Source organism: Halopelagius longus (assembly GCF_900100875.1).
Taxonomy (GTDB): Archaea; Halobacteriota; Halobacteria; order Halobacteriales; family Haloferacaceae; genus Halopelagius; species Halopelagius longus.
Map to the genome: position 1 here is coordinate 98,461 of NZ_FNKQ01000006.1, position 17,821 is coordinate 116,281.

Annotated in this window: 12 protein-coding genes; 7 read left to right on the forward strand and 5 right to left on the reverse strand. The window is 59.5% G+C overall.

Features of this window, described 5'->3' with window-relative positions; genetic code table 11:
• Window positions 1-337: 337 nt before the first annotated feature.
• Window positions 338-1,753, forward strand: coding sequence for a sulfatase (locus tag BLS11_RS18030; RefSeq protein ID WP_092539196.1), 1,416 nt, complete (start codon window positions 338-340; stop codon window positions 1,751-1,753).
• Between the two features lie 317 nt (window positions 1,754-2,070).
• Here BLS11_RS18030 and BLS11_RS18035 read toward each other — a convergent pair whose 3' ends face one another.
• Together BLS11_RS18035 and BLS11_RS19145 are read right to left on the reverse strand one after the other, a co-directional pair.
• Window positions 2,071-3,213, reverse strand: coding sequence for a glycosyltransferase family 4 protein (locus tag BLS11_RS18035; RefSeq protein ID WP_092539197.1), 1,143 nt, complete (start codon window positions 3,211-3,213; stop codon window positions 2,071-2,073).
• A gap of 976 nt (window positions 3,214-4,189) precedes the next feature.
• On the reverse strand, window positions 4,190-5,440 hold the full coding sequence (locus tag BLS11_RS19145; RefSeq protein WP_139172826.1) for a hypothetical protein: 1,251 nt from the start codon (window positions 5,438-5,440) through the stop codon (window positions 4,190-4,192).
• 725 nt (window positions 5,441-6,165) lie between these two features.
• Here BLS11_RS19145 and BLS11_RS18040 point away from each other — a divergent pair.
• Entirely contained in the window at window positions 6,166-7,701 is a 1,536-nt protein-coding gene (locus tag BLS11_RS18040; RefSeq protein WP_175454500.1) for a flippase, read from the forward strand.
• 217 nt (window positions 7,702-7,918) lie between these two features.
• On the opposite strand, the gene BLS11_RS18045 is transcribed toward BLS11_RS18040, so the two are convergent.
• The 3 genes from BLS11_RS18045 to BLS11_RS18055 all read right to left on the reverse strand — a co-directional run bounded on the left by BLS11_RS18045 (window position 7,919) and on the right by BLS11_RS18055 (window position 11,807).
• A complete protein-coding gene (locus BLS11_RS18045; RefSeq protein WP_342701728.1) occupies window positions 7,919-9,058 on the reverse strand; it encodes a glycosyltransferase family 4 protein in 1,140 nt (379 codons plus the stop codon).
• Window positions 9,059-9,144: 86 nt separating this feature from the next.
• Window positions 9,145-10,344 carry a glycosyltransferase family 4 protein gene (locus BLS11_RS18050; protein ID WP_092539200.1) on the reverse strand — a complete coding sequence of 400 codons (1,200 nt, stop codon included), beginning with the start codon at window positions 10,342-10,344 and terminating at the stop codon, window positions 9,145-9,147.
• Window positions 10,341-11,807, reverse strand: a complete 1,467-nt coding sequence (locus BLS11_RS18055; protein ID WP_092539201.1) for a sulfatase — start codon at window positions 11,805-11,807, stop codon at window positions 10,341-10,343. Before BLS11_RS18055 ends, BLS11_RS18050 begins: the two co-directional genes overlap by 4 nt.
• Before the next feature lie 216 nt (window positions 11,808-12,023).
• Between BLS11_RS18055 and BLS11_RS18060 the strand changes: the two genes are divergently transcribed.
• The 5 genes from BLS11_RS18060 (at window position 12,024) to BLS11_RS18080 (ending at window position 17,525) form a co-directional block, all read left to right on the forward strand.
• On the forward strand, window positions 12,024-13,175 hold the full coding sequence (locus BLS11_RS18060) for a glycosyltransferase family 4 protein (protein WP_092539202.1): 1,152 nt from the start codon (window positions 12,024-12,026) through the stop codon (window positions 13,173-13,175).
• A gap of 59 nt (window positions 13,176-13,234) precedes the next feature.
• Window positions 13,235-14,152, forward strand: a complete 918-nt coding sequence (locus tag BLS11_RS18065; protein WP_092539203.1) for an alkaline phosphatase family protein — start codon at window positions 13,235-13,237, stop codon at window positions 14,150-14,152.
• A 105-nt stretch (window positions 14,153-14,257) separates the two neighbouring features.
• Complete coding sequence (locus BLS11_RS18070) at window positions 14,258-15,019, forward strand: ABC transporter ATP-binding protein (RefSeq protein ID WP_092539204.1); 762 nt, start codon at window positions 14,258-14,260, stop codon at window positions 15,017-15,019.
• Window positions 15,016-16,299: an ABC transporter permease gene (locus tag BLS11_RS18075; protein WP_092539205.1), complete on the forward strand. Its 1,284-nt coding sequence runs from the start codon at window positions 15,016-15,018 to the stop codon at window positions 16,297-16,299. Before BLS11_RS18070 ends, BLS11_RS18075 begins: the two co-directional genes overlap by 4 nt.
• Window positions 16,299-17,525: an ABC transporter permease gene (locus BLS11_RS18080; RefSeq protein ID WP_092539206.1), complete on the forward strand. Its 1,227-nt coding sequence runs from the start codon at window positions 16,299-16,301 to the stop codon at window positions 17,523-17,525. Before BLS11_RS18075 ends, BLS11_RS18080 begins: the two co-directional genes overlap by 1 nt.
• The last annotated feature ends 296 nt before the right edge of the window (window positions 17,526-17,821 follow it).

The following is a 17,821-nucleotide window of genomic DNA, read 5'->3' on the forward strand; positions in this document are numbered from 1 at the left end:
GCTCCTGTCGTCCTCGCAGTCGATGACTCCTCCGTTAAATCGTGTCTGTCCTCGCCAGCACTGTCTCTCCTGTCTCGAAGAGTGGACACAGGCGGGCGAACGATCCGTCGTGAGAGCCGGATTGTTAACGCTGATCTGACATCTATGGGGATCGTCGAAGCTATTCCTTTTGATTGTTGAGTGAAGTGATCCGTCTTGAAAACATACGAGAGTCTGTTACTCGTCCTGGCCGGTCTATTGTACGAGGATACCCCGCCCGATGTCTGGTAATCTCATTGACTCGACTCCCCTGTAGGAATAGATATATTACATTCGCTGTCGGTGTTTTGATTGTTAAATGACAGATGTATTCCTCGTCACCGTCGATTCCCTTCGATACGATCGGTGTGGGTTCGCCGGTTATCGATACGATACAACCCCAACTCTCGACGCGCTTGCCGCTGAGGGCGTCACATTCACCCGCGCAATGGCCCCCGGCCCGCGGACAAGCGAGTCAGTCCCGGGAATTATTTCGTCGCGGCTGAGCGCCGACTGTGGGTACATTGACGAAGAGTCGTATACGGCGCTTCCGCACGATACCGAGACACTCGCGAAGTGGTTGGGTGAAGTCGGCTACGAGACGCTGGCCATCCTATCGAATCCGCAGCTCTCGCCCGCTCGTAACTTCGACTACGGGTTCGATACCTTCCGAAATCACCGTATCAACGAGCAGGGCGACCGCTTCACCGATGCAGGCGATGCGACGGCCGGTGGAAATGACGTTCTCGATACCGCGCGGGCACTCCTCCAACGCCTCAACGACTCCCCTCTTCCGCTCAACCCCACGCGCGTTGCCTATGTCGTTTATCGGCTCCGACAGTTGGCGGACTGGCCAACGGTTGACGGCGCAGCCGTCATCGATGACCTTCTCTCCGAAGTGGAGCACGCCGATACCCCTGTCTTCGCCTGGACGCATCTCAACGACCTTCACACGCCGCTACACCCCGAGCGGGTGCGCGCGGGTGGCCTCGTTGACGCGGGCAACATGCGGCAGTTCTGGGACGACGCCAAGCGCGTTGAGCACACCCCCGCCCCGGGATATGAACGCGCCTACGACAGCATGGTGAGGTACGTCGACACCCAACTTGACCGCCTCGTAACTCGGCTCAAAGAGCAAGGCCGATGGGACGATGCGCTCGTAATCGTGACCGCCGACCACGGCGAATCGATGCACGACCGAGGCTACTACGGCCACCACGCTGGGGCCAATCAACGATTGTGCTACTCCGACCGCGACTACCTCCACCACGACCTACTGCACGTCCCGCTCATCGTGAAGCCGCCGGGTGGCGCATCGGGGGCTGTCACCGAGCCCGTCTCGCTGTGTTGGTTGCACGAACTCATCGCCGATGCCGTGTCGCTTCCACGTGGCGACTTCCAGAACACGAGTGGGAGCGACCCCGGCCCACTCACCGCGTACGAGCCCGCTCAGCCGGTCGTTTCCGATTCGTTGACTGACCGCGGCCATACAGTCGTCGCACACAGCCCGGCCGGGACAGTCTACACTAACGCTGATCAGTCGACCGATTCGGGGTGGTGGTTTTTCCCACCGAACAACGGAGGCGAGCACAGCCCTCACTCCGTTAAGGATGCCCCCGACGAACTTCGGGCGGCATGTCAGTCCGCCAAAACGGACCCTGAAGCGGTTCCCGAGGTGAGCGCCCAGATTGACGCCGGCGCGCGGTCACGACTCCAAGAACTCGGCTATCTGTAAGTACGCCTGTCCTGGGTTCTACGCTATCCGGTCGTCACCGGTCCAGAACGCCAGCAGACAACACAGCACCATGTCGTCCTCGTGTACTCTGCGTGGGTAAACGGCGGTGTGCTGACCGTGACTAAATTCAGATCCGAAGCAAGAAACTATTCTCAGTCATCACGCAAGTTTGTGATATCGATACATTCAGAGCTTTTCCACATTAGACCAGTGATGGCCGCAGACTGTAGACGCAAAAAACACGACAATTTGCCTGTAGTGCGGGAATATGACGTTCTTAGCGACTGATCCGCATCCACACATCCGCTTCGTATTTTCTAGTCAGTAGTGACTACCTGACTGTAGATACGTATCACTTTGTCCGTCCGCTGCTCCCAGGTGAGGTTTTCTGTGATATAGTCACGAGCGTTCTTTGAGAGTCTCGTTCGTAACTCCGCGTCATCAAACAACTCGATGATTGCCTGCGCTACTTCGTCTGGATTGCCCGGTTCCAGGAGGATACCTGTTTCGTGATCGGTGACCACCTCAGGAACGCCAGCAATTGCCGTAACGACGGGAGGGACACCAGACGCCATAGCCTCTAGCATTGTAAGTGGTAGTCCTTCAGAGTAAGACGGCCGACAAAGCACGCTCGCAAGATCGTACATCTCAGAGATGTCATCGACGTAATCGTAGATAGTCACAGACTCGGAGAGCCCGGACGATTGAATCGATTTCCGGACTTTATCTCCCAAGGGACCACTCCCAACAAGATGGATCTCCGCATCCGGATGAGAGTCCAGGATCAATGGGAGTGCAGTCAGTAGATCCTGGATCCCATTGTTATGAACGAATCGACCGATATACAAGAGGGATTTCCCGTTTGTTTGGCTCGGTGAAAATTCATTGATATCTACTGCATTCCGAACCACCGCCGTTCGCTTCGCGCCGAGTGATTGCGCGATCGGCTCGGCGGCAGCACTGACACAGATCACCTGTTCGCTCCGAGAGATTACGAATTGACTTACTGTCTGCTCAAACGTCTTCGCTGCGACACCTCCAAGACCGGATATCATCCCAATATCTCCGAGATGAAGCGTAGTCACCAGTTTGTAATCCGCGCGAATTGAGTAGAGCGCAGCGAGTACTGAGGTGTAGAAGAACCGGTTGTGGGCGTGTACGATGTCGGGCTGGAACTCTCGAAGGACGTTCCTGAACTCACGCAAAGCAGAAACCGAGAACATACTTTGTAACCCGATAGTATCGGTGAGATCGAGAGCCGAAGCGGTATAGAATGAGATGTCAGGAACATCCTCCAACTCGAAGTCCCGGGAGCCGTCATCTAACGTAAAAATCCCGACTGTAAATCCTTCGTCAACGAGATGAAGCGCTAATTTCTGTACCACCTGTTCAACGCCGCCGTCGCTCGGGGGTAAATAATCCGAAGTGAGAAGTATTCGATTCTCCTCCCGCTTATTCATACAGTCTAGTAGATGGTCATCCCTAAAGTAGTAACCCTTGAGGAGGATCGAGAACGAGCACAAGAGTACCAAGAACGGCTTCCTGGCGAAGAACGTCCTCGAACGACAACCGCGTCAGGCTCTTCTCCTTCGTATTCGTTGTCCTGCCGCACGATTTTGCGGTTCACTGATTTCCTCTTGGAAGCGTAAGTTGACGGTGACAGAGACTACGGTCTGTACTAACCGCCGGTGGTGTGACGAGTTAGCGTCCGCTACGCTGATTTCGGCTGATTAGTCGGTGGATCCATTCGGTTGCTTTCCGTGAGTGGAAACGCTCTCTGAGCGGGGAAGTTCGTACTGACCTCTCCTCCCTACGAGTTTGGTTCGGCAATCCACTCTGCACGCTATTGAACTGAGTGAATCGGTCCACTTGCAAATGAAAAGAACCGAAAAATGGTCATCCTCAGAAACTGTGAACTTGGTGGTATGGATATTCTGTATAGCGATATATGATATATCAGTTCCGCCTGCTGTAGTCCTCTGCTGATATCGCGATAGTGACGGCTTGTCCCGGTTGTTCGTAGTCTGGGACATCCCACATTTCCTTAAGACAATAAGCCAAAGTGGATTTGGACGGGGGAGTGCGGTCCCCCGAAGCACCGGTGCTCCAGCAGAGAGGACGCTGAGTACTCAAGAGAACTGCAAAGCGTCCTCCTCGAAAAGAAGGCGATAACTCTTCGCGACGTCTGCCTTTTTGTCGAGGTATCGCTTCAGGATGTACGGTGCGACGAACCCTGCGTGGGCAATATGGAGAAGGCTGGTTCGAAGTTAAGGACGAAGAAGAGATCGAGTAATCTAGTCTATCGACAATCCTCTGGTGAGTCTCTGCTTGGGAGTCAGCGCTTTTACGATAGGGGGGAACCTCTTTTGGGTCAAATCATTGATGGGATGGGTACTCCTGATTTATTCCCTATAATTGAGATAACATGGCTGGTACTCAACTAGTAGCCCCGCAGGCTGGCCGCTGTGAAAGGACGAAAGCGTTCGTATCTCCGTTACTGTACACCTTCATTTGATTCAATTGAAATGCGTGTAAACACTGAATCGGTCTATCATCTGACTCAGACGCTGACTGTCTCGCTCGAGCCCGCTCGGCACCGTCAATTACATAGAGGGCCGATGGTGGTCGGTCAGTAACCTCCCACGAGTATGATCCGTTCTGAAGTCTCGTCGCTAGCATTCCGTTTACGTCTCTCGCGGAAAGTTCCGTACTCGTCTCTCGACCGTACTTTCCGACAACGATCCAGTGTGTCATTGACGTTCCGACAATTTCAGTTGCAACGTGTTCGGTGGCCCATTCGACACCCACCACCTGTGGTTCCGTAGCACTATACTCAACACCACCAATTCCTGGCCAGAGGAATCCTGTCAAGAGACCGCTCGTGACAATAAGAACTGCAAGTCCGATCGAAGCGAACTTCCGAGTTGGTGTCTGTGTGCTGAAAGCGTACGGGATAAGAGGAAGAAAGAATAGTGGCGCGAGGATGAACAGCCGAGTCACACCGACGCCTGTAGGAAGGAATGAAAGGATCAAGAAGAGGCCGAAAACGCATAGCCCAGAAAGGACTGCGACAACGGATTCAGAAGCAAAGTGTCGTCTCCGGTACTGAACGACTAATGCGATGGTAGATGCAAGAGCAAGTGAAAGTAAAAAGGATGAGCGCAAGAGCAACTCTTGGAACTTCTTCGGGTCGCTGAATGCTTCCGCAATCAACCCAACACCTGCAGGCCCACCCGGACCAGTAACAGACGGTCCAAAGAACATCTCACTAAAGCCAAATATCAGGTTGTTAGAGAAGCCAGATGCAACGAACAGTACGTACGAGAGCTCAAGCCCGACGGCAATCAAGATATATATTGAGACGCTTGGACGGCCTATCGACAGCTGACCGAAGCTCCTCCACTGTAGTGAACGTTTCAGGGCCATCGCGACGAGTACAATACTGACCGTGAGCAGGGCAATGAACGGATGAAAGAGAACCAAAGTTACGAGAAGTAGACTAGACGCGATTTTCATCCCCGTTGAGCGTGACTGTGAAAGCCAGAAGCCGACCAAGAGGAACGGATACGCTAATGTGAATGGACGGGGGATGAATCCAACAAATAGTCCCGGTAGAATAACGATCGTTGCGGCTTGTTGAGCAGTTGTACTGGTATCAGTATAACGAGCAACGACAATCGTGAACATCACTCCGACGGGAGCGACAAGAAGCATGAGCCCTGAGAGAACTGTGTGACTATCAAACCCAGTTATTAGTGAAATCTCGATGATGAGAATATGGAATAGGGGATATACGTTCTCTGTGAATGCGAGTCGTCGGTCATGAATATCACCGAGATGTCGCCAAGAATCGTGCACTCCCCAGGGAGTCGCCCAAAGGAACGAGTGAGAGATAACAGCGAATAAGAGCAGAACAGCGAATCCTCCAACGATTGTCCACGATAGTTGGTACTGATGAATTGCAGCGAGCATGCTCGCACACGCAAATCCGATAAGAATCCAATAGAGTTCGAAGTTAGTGTAGATACCATCCCAAGGTCCGCTAGGAAGCGGCTGTATTGCCTGTGCTACTACGGCAACCGCTAGGCAGATAAAAGGAAGCGCCTCGAAGAACAGTTGACGTGACTGATTATTCATTTATCAACTTCAACTACCTCTTCAGACATTTTCAGTGTTTGGAAGTTGAGCGTAGAGGGTTGTCTTAGTCGAATGCACTAACTATGCATGGTTAAATTGGAACCCCTCATCGTTAAATCATGCCCCGTCACCGTAGATGCTATCATCAACCGTTTGATTCGTTACGGAATGAGTTTGGACAACTCATTTCTTCAATCATGTAGAATACTGGTGCTGGTACCACATCTCATGAAGCTTTGTAAACACTAATTTACTTCACTCTCACACACTTGAGTGTGAGTAAAACCCAGGGTTCGTTAACGAAGTTACTCAAGAGCGCAGGGATCGTCTTCGTCAGTACGGTAGTCGCTCGAGGGCTTGCTCTCGGTGCTGAAGTTTTCATAATTCGTTCGCTCTCGCCGGATGTGTTCGGTACTATCGCAGTCGCATACACCGTTGCGCTAGTGCTCGGCCGTCTCTCGCTGTTCGGCGTCCCCGCGGGGGTAACACGTTTCATTTCCGACGAATCATCTGAAGAGGAGCAGTGGACGGTTGTTAAGCACGGACTCTTGATTGTAGCTCCGTTGACTGTCACAGCAAGCCTCGTGCTCATCGTCTTTCCCGCATCCTTCGGGGAGTTGATGAACAGCGAGGGTATCAAACAGTATCTCACAGTCTTCGCGTTGTTCGTCGTTGCGTTCCCAATTAGCAGGGTGATCATCGCCGTCCTACGAGCGCGGGGGGAAACTCTCTATGCGGGGCTCTCAAAGGATCTTCTCTCCAGAGCCGGGGGGATAGTCCTATTCGCGGGGCTAGCCAGTGTCGGGATTACTGAAGTCGGTGCTGTAGCGTACTGGGTATCTCTTCCGATAATCTCGATGGTATCGAGTGTGTACCTTCTCAACCGCAGACTCAGCGTTAGTGGTGTCCTCAAATCAACGATCGACTGGTCGTCACTTCGCGACCTCTGGTCGTTCTCGTGGCCGCTCGCGTTCAGTTCTTCGTTGCTCCTGTTCTTCTCGAATATGGACGTCCTTATGATTGAGTACTTCTTGGCCTCGGAGGCGGTGGGCTACTACCGGTCTATCCAACCGCTTCGTCAGGTAACCGGATTCGTGCTCAGTTCGTTCACCTTTCTCTACTTGCCGCTGGCAACACAGTACTTCTCGAACGGTGATTTCGATACCCTCGCAGAGTTTTACAAGGTAACGACGAAGTGGATCACGGCACTCACACTTCCGTTAGTGCTTGTATTCTCCGTCTTCGCTGCCGATATCGTAAAAGTATTTTTCGGTCCGGCGTATCTTCCCGTGTCGGAGGTACTATCCGTATTGGTCGGAGGGTTGTTTTTCAATGTCCTTGTCGGTCCAAACGGGGCAACCGCGAAGGCCATCGACCGCCCGCGAATCGAATTGGTCTCCGCCGCAGTCGGTTTCGTAGTCAATCTCGGGCTCAATATCATACTCATCCCACGGTATGGGATCATGGGTGCCGCCGTCGCGACCGTCGCTGGCTTCGTAACCTACAACACGATGGAGATTACGTTTATCCGCCGGTCGATCGGTTGCCTTCCCTTCTCAGCCAACCAACTGAAACCACTCGCTCCGACCGTTGGGGCCGCGCTCCTCCTGAAGTGGTTCTTCGGAGGATCCGTCGGCTTCGCCGGCCTCATCGCAATCGGGATGTTTCTTTCCGCTTTCCACCTCGTCTCGATGCTCGTCACCCGAAGCATCGACGAGAACGACATAGATCTGGTGAGACGGCTGGAGGAAAACCTCGGCAGAGAGATTCCGTATATTCGAGGAGCTCTCAATCGGTTTTCGAAAGGATAAATCGAGCTAGTACGCCCATCCTGTGAAGAAACGATATGTGGGAGAGCGCCGCTCGTCACAGTCGCTATCACCAGAAGTGATTGTTATCTATCTGTAGGTTGATTTTCAACAGCGTCCTCGCACTGTTCGCAAGAACAATTGTCGGTACCCGACTTACCTCTCAACCCTAGTTATGGGGAGTCACGTCGGTTAGATTCCAGTTGGGGGTTTCGGCGGCCTACGTTAGCTCCCCGTACACGTCTTCCAAGCGGTCGACGTTGTCCTCGATGTCGAACTGTTCGACCGCCACGGTCCGCGCGTTCTCGCTCATCTCCTCGACGAGGTCCGGGTCGTTCGCCAACCGCTCCATGGCGTCCGCGAGTTCGGTGGCGTCGTCGGGTCGGACGAGCAGCCCGTTGTACCCGTCGGTGATTCCCTCCGCACGCTCGTTTATCTTCGTCGCGACGACCGGCGTTCCGGACGCCAACGCTTCGAGGACGGTCAACGTCGGGAACGTCTCCCCGCTCTTCGAGGTGAACAGGGACGCGGTCGAGGCGGCGTAGTAACTCGGCAGTAGATCGTCTTCGACGTACCCGAGCACCTCCACGTTCGGTAATCGGCGCGCCTGCGACTCGATTTCGGACCTGTCCGGGCCGGTCCCGGCGATCAGAATCTTCGCGTCCACGCCCCGCCGTTCGAGTTCGCGGGCCGCTTCGAGGAGGACGTCGACGCCCTTCTTGTACAGGAGTCGGGAGAGGCAGAAGAACGTCGGCCGGGAGTCGTCGACGCCGGTCGGTCGAACGTCGCCGCGTTCCGGGGCGAAGCGAGACACGTCGACGCCGTTGTACAGTACCTCGGGGTCGCACCCGTCGCAGATGTCCGTGACGTACTCCGAGATGTTTTCGCTGACGCAGACGGTTTTGTCCGCCCACGAGACGTTCTTCCGACCGACCAATCGGTCGTTGGCCCGTTCTACGGTCGACCACGGAAACGGGTACTCGACGAACGGGGTGTGCTGTTGCAGTACGACGGGGACGGCGTCCGAACTAAACATTTGAACGAGTCCCGCCGTCATGTAGTTCATCCCGTGGACGTGCAGTACGTCGGTACCGCGTCCGTTCACCTCCCTCTCGACGACCTGCTTCAGGTCGGCCGGGTCGGGGAGCGGATACGGAATTCCGAGTCCTTCGAGCGGGTTGAACGCCCGATAGCGTTCGATTCGGTAGCCGTCTCGGCGCGCCGTGCGCCATTCGGCCTCGACGTCGCTCGAAACCACCACCACGTCGTGACCGCGGTCGGCTAACCGCGTCGCGTGTTGTTGGGCGACGATTTCGATACCGCCGGTGTGCGGGTGGAAGTAGTGCGGCGCGATTACGATTCTCGTCTCGTATCACGGCCGGACCGTCTGCGCGGACGGGGACAATGACGGGAACGCTCCGGACGTGTTGGGGTGTCGCACCATCTTCACATGTTGTCTCCGGCGCTTATCGACGTGAACAGTTCGTCGGCCCGTTCCGTGAACTTCGCGAACGAGTGGTCCTCGGCGGTCTCTCGTCCCTGCTCCGCCATCCGAGAAATATCGTCGGGCGACCCCAACGTCTCTATCAGCACCGACCCGAGTTCTCCCGCGTCCTCCGGGTCGACGAGTCTCCCGTTGTCCCCGTCGACGACGTAATCGTGCACGCCGTATGTGTCCGTGCCGACGATCGGCGTTCCGGACGCGAGCGCCTCCAACCCGGTCGTTACGTAACCCTCCATCAGCGACGGGATGACGAACAGCGCGGACTCCGAGAGGAGGCGACGCTTCTCGCGTTCGCTCACGTAGCCCCGGAAATCGACGTTCTGCAGTCCGAGGCGCGCGGCCCGTTCGTGGAGTTCGTCCTCCTTGTATCCGGTTCCGGCCACGACGAGTTCGTACTCGTCGGACTCGGCCTCGACGCGACGCCACGCGTCCAGTAGCGTCCCGACGTTCTTGCGGCGGGTCAACCGCCCCAGATAGAGCACCGTCTTCGACTCGGGAGTCGGGTTGAAGTCGAACGCGTCGAGTTCGATGCAGGGGTTCAGTATCGCCGTCCGGTCGTGGCCGAGTCCGCCCTGCACCCGCGAGGCGGTACTCGGGCCCGCGCAGACGACGGTCGGGTCGTCCAAGTACGGGAGCGTGCGTTCGATGAGATGGATGATTCGACCCTTGTTCTCCCCGAGGAACCGGTTCGCCGACTCCAAGTACAGCGTGTGGACGAACAGCGCGTTCGAGACGGAGTCCGGCGAAAGGAAGTGCGCCGGGTAGAACGGGATGTGGGAGATGTCGTCGAGGACGACGTCGAACTCGACTTCTCGCACTAACTTCCTGAAGAAACTCGCACCGCGGACGGAGTTTAGTATCTTCGCGGCCGAAGAGTCGGGCGCGGCGTAGTCGAAGTCGTGGAACGTAACGTCGCTCTCCGTCGAGAGGTCGTTGTCCCCCGCGGACCCTCGGGGGGCCGGCGAGAGGAAGTGGACGTCCCACCCCACGTTCCGGAGGGCCTCTCCGACCTTCACCATCAACCTGTCCGCACCCCCCTCGAACTCGCTCCGAAGCGGTATCGAGGACCGAATCAGTATCCGTTTCGTGCGCGTCCTGTCCGCCTCGCGTTGCTGGGTGCGGGTCCCGGCGTCGGTTCTCATTGAATGTACCCCAACTGCTCTAAGGTGTCCTTGACGCCGTCGTTTATCTCGCCCGTGTCGACTCCGTCCGGTTGCTCGAACGAGTCCAACCACTCGTCGAGTTCGGTTTCGAGCCTCGTCACCTCTTTCGGTCGCTCCGAGGAGAGGTCCGTCTGCTCTCGGGGATCCGACTCCACGTCGTACAGTTCCTTCTCCCCGTCCGAACCGACGACGAGTTTGTAGCCGTCGCGCCGGATGCACCGGAGCGAACGGAGGTAGGAGTCGATAACGTCGTGCGGGTCGCCGACCCGTTTCTCGATAGCGTCCCGCGAGGGCATGGGAGAGAGGTACTCGGCGATGACGGTGTCTCGGTCGAACTCCGGGGAGAGCACCGACTGCCCCTGCGACTGACTCCTGAAGGACGGCGCTTCGACCCCGGCGACGTCGAGAAGCGTCGGGGCGACGTCCGGCAGTTGGACCAACCGGTCGTCGGTGCCGTGGTCGGTGAACGGGCCGCCGCCGACGACGAACGGGACGTGCAGCAACGTGTCGTAGAGGCAGTACTGGTGGTCCATCAGGCCGTGGTCGCCGAGGTTCTCGCCGTGGTCGCCGACGACGACGAACACCGTCTCCTCGTCGCGTTCCCGAATCGTCTCCGCGAGTTCCCCGATTCGCTGGTCGAGGTACGCCGTCTCAGCCGCGTACAGCGCCCGAAGAATCTCGAACTCGGAGTCGGAAATCTCCGCCTGTTCGGTGACGTACTTCCACGCGTTCTGTTCGACTTCGTTCGCCTCGCGGTAACTGACGCCCTCCGGGAGGAACCGTTCGGCGAACCGTTTCGGGGGTCTGTACTCGAGGTGGGGTTCCAGATAGTTGATGAACAGGAAGAAGGGGTCGTCGCCGTCGTGGTCGGACAGCAGACCTTCGGCCCGTTTGTTCGTCCGCCCCGCGCCGTCGTCGGGCGAGTAGTTGCTGTACCGAAACTTCGTGTACGCCGCGTTCACCGCGTTGGCTACCGGATTCCCCTGTATCAGCGTGCGGGCGACGGCGAACCACTTGTCCCTCCCTTGGTTCGTGAGTCCGACGCCGCCGACGTCGTTGTCGAACTGGAGAAGTTGCCAGTTCCGAACGAACGTGTCGAACCCCGCCTCGAACCCGAAGTTGTCGCTCACCCAGATGTTGTTCGAGATACCGAACGTCTCGTACCCGTTCTCCGAGAGCGTCCCGGCGAGCGTCTGAATGTCGTCCCTGAGGTGCTTGCTCTCCGCGTGGGCACCGTGCTTCGAGGGGTACGTCCCCGTGAACAGCGACGCGTGCGAGGGGAGCGTCCACGGAGACGCGCTGTACGCTTCCGAGAACTTCCCTCCGCGCTCCGCTAACCCCGATAGAAAGGGCGTGACCTCTCTCCCGTTGACCGCCGTGTCGACGAAATCGGACCGAGCCGTGTCCATCACGATAAGAACGATGTTTGGCGAATTCGGCATTATCTGTTTACTGCCGTGTTCGCGTTCAGGTTAACCTTATCGCTAAATTACAGGCTGAGTCACGGCTGATGCTATCTCACGAAATTCAGTTTTAGGATCTCTAGCCACCGTCTTCGGGCGATGAGTGGGTGGACGGTGGAACATTGTTCTTGTCAGACAGGTAAGGAAATGCGCCTAGAGTGAATATTTAGGTCGTACGGCTGATATCTCCGCACGATGCGAATTGGACTGTTTACGACCCTCTTCCCGTCTAAGCCTCCCTTCGAGTTCGACGACTCGTACCAGTGGGGCGGAGTTGCGGAAGTCGTCTACGAACTCGCCCTCGAACTGAACGAACGGGGGCACGACGTCTTCGTATTCAGCGCCTCTAACGGGCCGAAGGCGGTTCAGAGACACCAGAACGTGACCGTCTATCGGTTCGAGAAACACGTAGAGATGCGCTCGGCGTACCTCTCTGCGGACGTGTTGCACGGACCGCTCTCGGTGGACTTGGACGTGGTGCACCTGCACCGCGGCCTCCCGTCCGCCGCACTCGCCGGCACCCTCTACTCGCTCCGGCACGGCACGCCGACCGTCTTCACCGTCCACGGCAACATGGACCCCGGACCGCTCTTCTCGGCGAAGGGCGTCCTGCTACGCGGGTTCAACCTCGTCTCGCCGTGGTTGCTCTCGCGGGCGGACCGCGTGACGACGGTTACGTCCGGATTCAGAGAGTCGTCCCGGTACCTCTCGGCGTACGACGGCGACGTGCGGGTCATCCCGAACGGAGTATCGAAGGACGGAGAGGCGGTCCCCGTTCGCGACGCGAAGGAGGGGGTCGGTTCCGACGCGGACGCCACGCACGTCCTGTTCGTCGGCAACCTCATGGAGCGAAAGCAACCGGACCTGTTGCTCGGGATGGCCGAGGAACTGCGAGACGAGTACTCCGACCTCCGAGTCGTCATCATCGGCGACGGACCGATGCGGTCCTCGCTGAAGCGGACAATCGAGGAGAGGGGCCTCTCCGACATCGTCCGACTGCTCGGGTTCGTGGACGAGGCGACGAAGCTGCGATGGTACCGCGCGGCCGACGTCGTCTGCCTCCCGTCGACCGACGAATCGTTCGGTCTCACGCCGCTGGAGGCGGCGGCGCGTCGGACGGTCCCCGTGGTCAGCGACCTCCCCTGCTTCCGAGAGTACGTCGAAGACGGGGAAAACGGGATTATCACCGCTCCCACGGAGGAGGGAGTCGTCGAAGCGGTCAGGACGTTACTGGACGACCCGGAGCGGCGGCGGACGATGGCCGAACGCGCCGAGGAGAACGCGTCCGACTACGACTGGGAGGTGCTCGCCGACGAGTACGTCGACGTGTACCGCTCGGTCGTCTGACGAAGCAGGCAGTGACGACCCCGTGAAACTATTTATGCGGTAACATATTATCTCACTCTATGGATTTCAAGTGGTGGGTCTCCGAGACCGTTTCGAGGACGCAGGACGAGGGAATTCCAGGCGTACTGTGGGGTGCAGAGCGAGGATACCACAAACTGCTTCAGTTTTCGTCCACGCTTCGCCCGCCGGGAACGCCAATCTGGTCTCTGGAGTGGGACCTCCTCCTCGTTGTCGACGCCTGTCGGTTCGACCTGATGCGAGCGGTCGCGGACGAGTACGATTTCATCGATTCCGTGGACTCGACTCGGTCCGTAAACAGCGTCACCCGACTCTGGATGGAGGAGAACTTCGACGAGAAGTACGCGAACCAGCTCCACCGGACGACGTACATCACCGGAAACCCGTGGTCGAAAGAGAAGGTGAACGACGAGGCGTTCGACGACGTGGACCACGTCTGGGAGGACGCGTGGGTAGAACCCGGAACTGTCCCTCCGGAACCGATAACTGACGAGGTGATTCGACGCGGCCGCGACGACTCTCCGGACCGGATGATTGCCCACTACATGCAGCCGCACGCGCCGTTCATCCCGGAACCGGATATGGGGCCGGGCAAACAGCTCGACGGCTTCCGAGAGCAGACCGAGGGGGACCTCTGGGAGGCGCTTCAGCGCGGAGAACTAACGGAAGGAGAGGTTTGGAAGGGGTATCTGGACAACCTTCGGCACGTGCTGGACGACATCGAGCGACTGCTGAAAAACGTCGACGCCGAGCGGGTGGTAATCACCTCGGACCACGGAAACGGGTTCGGCGAGTGGGGTATCTACGGCCATCCGCCCGACATGCCGCTGAACAGCCTCAGGACGGTTCCCGTCGTCCGAACCAGCGCGGAGGACACGGGCGAGTCGGTTCCCAGCGAGGAACGGGTGTCACACGACGTGAGCAGAAACGAGCAGTTGGAAGCGCTGGGATACGTGTAGCGACGCGTCGTCTCGCGGTGTCCGCCGCACCGAATCACCGGACGGGTGTCGCTCCGGGCGAGAACAAACCATATACATGCGGCCGCTGAACGCGGTAACCAGCCCATGGAACGCGAGACGAGAGCGCGTACTATCGAGTCCGACACCGCCTCGGAGCGAGAGACGCTCCTCCGCTGTGTCGACGTCGTGCAGGAGTATCGCCGGGGCGGCGACGGGTCGTTCCTCCCGTGGCGCGAACGGGCGGGCGTCACCGTCCGCGCCCTCGACGGCGTCTCCCTCGGCGTCCGCGAGGGCGAGTTCGTCGGCATCGAGGGGCCGAGCGGAAGCGGCAAGTCCACGCTGGTTCACCTCTTGGCGGGGCTGTTGACGCCGACCAGCGGGCGAGTCGAACTCGCCGGCGTCGACATCAGCGACCGGTCGGCGCGGGAACGAAGTCGTCTCCGCCACCGGAACGTCGGACTCGTCTTTCAGCGCTTCCAACTCCTGCCGTCGCTGTCGGCGCGCGCCAACGTCGCCCTCCCCTTGGTTCAGTCGGGCGTTTCCAAGCGAGAGCGCCGAGAGCGCGCGTTCGACCTCCTCGAACGGGTCGGCCTCGGCGACAGAGCGACGCACACGCCCGGCCAACTCAGCGGCGGCGAACAGCAACGCGTCGCCATCGCGCGCGCCCTCGTCACCGACCCGCCGGTGTTGCTCATGGACGAACCGACCGGCGAACTCGACAGGGAGACGGGCTCGAACATCCTCGATCACGTCATCGAGTTCAGCGACGACCGGGTGGTGGTGGTCGCGTCCCACGACGAGAAGGTGCTCGATCGAACGGACCGCCGCGTCAGACTCGTGGACGGACGCAGGGACGACGCCCCATGACGGACGCGTCCGCCCTCGACGACCCCGCTCGGTCGGGGTCCAGACTCGCACGGTGGCGCGGCGTCGTCGGGCTCGCGGTTCGGCGCATCCTCGGCCGTCTCACCTCCGACCTGCCGAACCGGACGGCGCTGACCGTCTCCATCGTCGCCATCACCGTCGCGTTGCTCGTCGTCGTCACCGGCCTCAGCTTCGGGCTCGCCACGGAGTCCACCGTCTACGGCGGCAACGTGGACTACTGGGTCGTCCCCGAGAGCGGGACGACGCAGACGACGGTGTTCAGCGCCGAGAGCGCGCAACTCGGCGGCGTCCACGCGAAGCAAACCGAGATGCAGGAGGTGGCGGGCGTCACGAGCTCTACGCCCGTCCTCGTCGAACTGGTCAGGATGCGAGGCGAGGAGAGTCCCGAACCCGAGTTCGTCCTCGCAGTCGGCGTCGTCCCCTCGGAGAATCCGACCGCCGTCTCCGGCGTCTCCACCGCGGCGCTGTCGCCGGGCGACCCCTACTACGCGAACGGGTCGTACGACGGCGATTTCACGGGCGAAGTCGTCCTCTCGCCGGGGGCCGCCGAGGCGTTGCAGGCCTCCGAGAACGACTCGCTTTCGGTCCTCGGACTGTCGTCCGGGCGGACGGACCGGCAGTTCTCGGTCACCGCTGTCAACGGAACCGGAAGCGGCGCACCGCAGGGCGAGGTTCCCATCGCCGTCTTCCACCTGAGCGAGTTGCAGACGCTCACCGGCGCCGACGAGGGTGACCTCGCGGACCAGTTCCTCGTCAGGACGAACGACCCGTCGGCGAAGTCCCAAATCGAGGAGGCCTACCCCGGGGCGAGCGTCGTCGCTCGCTCCGGTCTCGCGACGCGGAACCTGTTCGAGTCGGACGTGCCGTTGGCCGTCAGCGCCGCGGCGTTGGTCATCGCGCTCGTCGTCTCGACGCTGTTCTTAGCGACGACGATGGCGCTCGAAATCGACGCCGACCGCCACCGCTACGCGGTTCTCGCCTCCATCGGGTTCGCCACGCGGACGCGACTCGCGCTCGTCGCGCTCTCGACGCTGACCGTCGCCGTCGTCGGGGGGGTGTTCGGCTGTCTCCTCGGCGGCGTCGGCATCGTCGTCCTGAACCGACTCGTCCTCGCGCAGATGGGCGTCGAGTCGCTCGCGCTGTTCCCGCCGCTCCTCCCGGCGTACGCGATGCTCGTCGCCGTCGTCGTCGGCGTCGCCGCGACGCCGTATCCGCTCGTCGTCGCGTGGCGCACGAATTCGGTCACGGAGGTGCTGCAGTGATGCTCGGGAGTCGAATCCGCGCCGTCGCGGGCATCGCGTTCACGCAACTGCGCCGCGCCCCCGAACGAACGACGCTCGCCGTCCTCGGCATCGCGCTGGCGGTGCTCCTGACGACGCTCCTCGCCAGCGTCGGGTTCGGAGTCATCGACACTGGCGAACAGAAGTTCGACGCCGCCGGGCGCGACATCTGGGTGACCGGAGGTCCGGTCGAGTTATCCGCCGAGGGCGGCGGTTCGTTGGAGAGCCAGTTCGTCAACGCCCACCGCCTCGGCAATCAGTTCCGGAAGCACGAGCAGGTGAAGACGTCCGCGCCGGTGTTGTTCCACGCGGTGTACGCGTCGTCGAACGACACGGAGCCGAAACTCCTGACCGGGGTCGGCATCCCCAACACCGGCAGCGTCGCGATTCAGAACGGGTCGGAGTTCTCTCGCGCCGACGTCCACTACGCCAACGGGTCCTACGACGGTCCGATGACGCGGGAGGTGATCATCGACCCGCGGACGGCCGAGCTGCTGAACGTTTCCGTCGGGGACACCATCTACGTCGGCGGCAGTCGGGAGACGGTCTCCGAGAACCGGTTCACCGTCGTCGGTATCTCGCCGACGTTCTCGAAGTTCCTCGGAACCCCGACGGTGGCTATCCACCTGAGCGAGCTCCAGACGGTCACCGGGACGGCCGGAACGGACCCGGCGACGTTCCTCACGCTCAGCCTTGAGGACGGCGCGGACCCGAAGGCGGTCAGCGAAGAGCTCGCCGCGGAGTACCCCGAGTACGAGTTCCGAACGAACCGCGAACAGCTCCAACAGATTATCCAGAAGAACGCGCTCGTCCTCGCGAGCGGGTTCGTCCTCGTCGGCCTCGCCGTCGTCGTCGGACTCGCCCTCACGGTGAACCTGCTGGCGATAGTCGTCTACCAGCAACGCGAGGAGTTCGCGGCGCTCCAAGCGATGGGTATCTCCCGCGGACTCCTCGTCGGCGTCGTCTCCGTGCAAGCGCTGCTCATCTGTCTCGCGGGCGGCGCCGCCGGACTCCTCGCGACGCCCGTCGCCGCCGGTCTCACGAACGAGCTCGTGATACGGTTGGTCGGCCTCGAATCGCTCCTGCGGACGCCGCCCCTCGTCTACGCCGTCGGCGGCGCGATAGCGCTCGCGATCGGCACCGGAAGCGCCGCCGCCGTCGGGTGGCAGTTGTCTCGCATCCCGGCGTACGTCGACCTCCGGCGGTGATTCGCCGGAGGACCGCCGCCATCTCGCGCCGCAAACGCCGCGAACGACCGCGTTCGACGGCTACGAATCGGGATCGTGATGTGAATAGAAAGCGGGTGTGAACCTCCCGGGAGGCAGACAATTGGTAATAACATACGTTTACGTTCGGTTACAGTAAATACACGATTACTGACAAAATACTATAAATGTGAGGTCGTTGTCAGTTTAGACGAGATACACAATGGCGGGTATACACAGGAGGACGTATCTTAGGGGACTAGTTGCCGCAGGTGTCGTCGCCGGTTCCACGACCGGTG